The sequence below is a fragment of the Microbulbifer rhizosphaerae genome (assembly GCF_014191725.1).
Lineage (GTDB): Bacteria > Pseudomonadota > Gammaproteobacteria > Pseudomonadales > Cellvibrionaceae > Microbulbifer > Microbulbifer rhizosphaerae.
The window spans coordinates 1-2,751 of record NZ_JACHWZ010000057.1; the positions used below are offsets into that span (position 1 = coordinate 1).

The 2,751-nt window shown below is 47.8% G+C and carries 5 protein-coding genes; all 5 read right to left on the reverse strand.

The genetic code is table 11. From position 1 onward, the window contains the following. Nucleotides 1-10: 10 nt before the first annotated feature. The gene (locus FHS09_RS22365) at nt 11-421 is read right to left on the reverse strand and encodes a rhomboid family intramembrane serine protease (protein WP_183464101.1); all 411 of its coding nucleotides are present in this window, start codon (nt 419-421) and stop codon (nt 11-13) included. A 134-nt stretch (nt 422-555) separates the two neighbouring features. Further along, a complete protein-coding gene (locus FHS09_RS22370) occupies nt 556-768 on the reverse strand; it encodes a hypothetical protein (RefSeq protein ID WP_183464103.1) in 213 nt (70 codons plus the stop codon). After that, complete coding sequence (locus FHS09_RS22375) at nt 758-1,180, reverse strand: Tse2 family ADP-ribosyltransferase toxin (RefSeq protein WP_183464105.1); 423 nt, start codon at nt 1,178-1,180, stop codon at nt 758-760. The genes FHS09_RS22370 and FHS09_RS22375 overlap by 11 nt, the downstream gene beginning before the upstream one ends. A gap of 425 nt (nt 1,181-1,605) precedes the next feature. Next, nucleotides 1,606-1,893, reverse strand: coding sequence for a hypothetical protein (locus FHS09_RS22380; RefSeq protein ID WP_183464107.1), 288 nt, complete (start codon nt 1,891-1,893; stop codon nt 1,606-1,608). A gap of 367 nt (nt 1,894-2,260) precedes the next feature. Next, complete coding sequence (locus FHS09_RS23490) at nt 2,261-2,710, reverse strand: DUF4209 domain-containing protein (protein ID WP_425487787.1); 450 nt, start codon at nt 2,708-2,710, stop codon at nt 2,261-2,263. Nucleotides 2,711-2,751 lie beyond the last annotated feature (41 nt).

Consider the following 2,751-nt stretch of genomic DNA (forward strand, 5'->3'; position numbering starts at 1 on the left):
AACAGTGCTGTCAAATCGGAGTTGTTGCATTATCTCGATGCCATGAAATCTGCGGCCTAGTCGCGGAAGTGTCAAAATTTATGCAATGATTGGGTAAAGTTCCAATTGTTCCTGGTACGAACCAAATAAAGAAAAATTGAACAAAATTAACGTGACGTTCAATAAAAATCCCTAGAGCCAAAAGAGACAGAACACTGTAAAGCATGTGTAATTGCTTGCCATGTATCATTTGAGATGCGAATAGCCTCCAGAGCTCAAAGTTTTTCAAGTGCTCGAAGGTAATACCGCCGTACTCTTCCAGTTGAATGATTTTCGTCTTCCCAAAGAAAGCGCCATTTATCTCGTAGCAAACAAACAATGAATAGGCAAAGGTAGCCAAGGAAATGATAATTGTACAATATGGGACTTTATATTCTTTCATGTGCTACTCACAGCTAATGCCGCATTCGGGGGCGGGCTGCAGTATGCGGCTTTTGTGCGATAATGCGACCGCAGCGAGCCACACAAAGGTGCATACTGTAGCCCGTCCCCTGCAACGCTTGGTTAGCAGCCGGACTACTCCAGATCTAGCTGGAAATCCTCTTTGGCTGCAATTTTTATGGAGTTCAGAACTCCTTCTAGATCCTGGAGTTTCTCATCATAGGAAAGCTGCTTATCTTCATCGGTTTCCATTGAAGATAGCTTTTCAAGACGATTTTCATAATGCTTAAGTGCCTCCCATAAAATATGGTACTCACTTACAATAGGACGAAAACCTTTAGACGACATTGACACCACTCCCTGCAACTAACAACTCTACTTTTGAACGATCAAGACCAAGCTCTTCCATAGCCCCAAGGTATTTCCTTAGAGGCATTGTCTTAGAAGGCGCAATCATGTAGTGCCCTTCATGTCCAGGTCGTTGATCCTTGACCAAAACTAATTCTGGAGGCAAAACTGCCCCTTTCTTTATTCTCCATACTTTTTTGCCCGGTTTGGCCATAATTTTTGTTAGATGATCAAACGCAGAAAATCCATTGCCATTAGCGACAACGGTTTCAATCCCATCTCGAACGATTATTTGTACATCTCGCCTCGCTCGATCTTCTGTAAAGGCTGGCCAAGTAGCATTGCCCATACGATATAGATCCTTCGTAAACTCCACTACATCCATGATGTAAAGATCTTCCATTGCAATCATTCCTGATTCTCCTTTTCCTACTTACGGTTATTAAATATCCACTGCTAACATTTGTATAGTGCCCCTGAGGCCGTTATGCCCCGGGGCTGATATCTCTTGATGAAATTTCGCAGAGAATGCCCGCAAAAGTCCCGCCACGTCAAGGTTATAAGGGTGTGAGCGTGTGGTTCCCGGGCAAAGTGATCACAACGCTTCTATCCCGCTTTCAGTGGGGGAGCTGTAACCATTTGTTCCTATTCCGATTCCCAGCGATTTCGGATTCTGCGCCGAGATATCGACCTCACACAATGAGTCCACCAGGTTGGAGAACGACGCGCAGGCGCCAGTCCCCAAGCCCAGCCAGCGATGACTGAGCTTGGGAATCTTTCCGGCTGCCGGCAGGAGGCCGGCACCAGGGCCAATGTTTCGCCATTGGCTCCGGCGCTTTAGTCGCTAGCCAGAGCCCGGAACAGGTCGTAGCCGTCGGACAGCAACAGGTAGGCGGCTTCGGATACCACTCCGAGCGCCCGATGATCGGCACCCTCCAAGTCGTGGGAGGCGGTAAGCTCTAGCAGCCTCTGGGCAGCGCCCAGGCGGTGATTGGCCGTATCCAGCAAATCCATGGGCTTGGCAGATCGATCAAAGAAGATGACCGGGTCAACGGTGGGATGGGCTGTCAGTGCCTGAAGGCTGTGACAGGTGGATGGGTTTTGAGTAAACTTCGCGTCAGCCATTGTCGACTCCTGTTTAGTCGGTGATGGTCAGCTGGTCTTGGGTGTTGCGAGCACCCAGGGCCAGCGCCTTTTATATAAAAAGGCCTGTATTTGGCCCCTTCCTTTTGCTATCCATTCTCTTTGGCGAGTTGCAGAAGCTGGATGCATAAACAGTATAAGTAATCCTTGGTACTAAATAAAGAGCATCCCTAAAAATCGTCATCGCGGGCGTGACAATAGAAGAATTTTTAGAGGTGCCCTAAAGTATTGGCTGCGAGATATTAATTGTAGTTTTATCTGTCAGAGCCCCTGAAGATGGGATCGCTATCGGGTTGATTGCCAGTTAACATTCAACATCAGCGGCGGCGCAATGCGCTGTATGCTGTTGTTAGATTTCTGGCTCGTGATCGCCCTCACCTTGATCGCTCCAACTTGAATAATGCGGCATGAGAACGAAGCGCAATATTAGCCACCACAAATAGACACAGTGCGGTTGATGAAATGTGCTCCAAGATACAAGCCCATGCGACACTTCGTTACGTAGATTGCCGTATGTGCGATCTATCAGAATGCCTTTAAGGTCCTGGACTGTATCTTCGCCAAAGATCTCCAGCGTCTTAGGGTGGTCGAGTAGTGCTCCGATTCGCAGAACTTCCTGAACACCAGCGGGAGTTAGGGTCGAAACGCGCTCGCCTGCACCTTTAAGCACGTGGCGAAGGGAATTTTCCAGTAGCGGAATCAGTAAGGACGTTGCCGTTACGAAATCTCTTGTGAGCCCGGACCAGAATGGCGCTGACTTAAGCGTAACTAATTGAAAGATAAGAGGAATTTTAGAGATTCATAAAAGAAGGCTGGTTCCGTGATAGGCTAATTGCGCCT

Coding starts and splice junctions, on each gene's coding strand:
- FHS09_RS22365 (WP_183464101.1), bottom strand. CDS start 421: ATGAAAGAATATAAAGTCCCATATTGTACAATTATCATTTCCTTGGCT.
- FHS09_RS22370 (WP_183464103.1), bottom strand. CDS start 768: ATGTCGTCTAAAGGTTTTCGTCCTATTGTAAGTGAGTACCATATTTTA.
- FHS09_RS22375 (WP_183464105.1), bottom strand. CDS start 1,180: ATGATTGCAATGGAAGATCTTTACATCATGGATGTAGTGGAGTTTACG.
- FHS09_RS22380 (WP_183464107.1), bottom strand. CDS start 1,893: ATGGCTGACGCGAAGTTTACTCAAAACCCATCCACCTGTCACAGCCTT.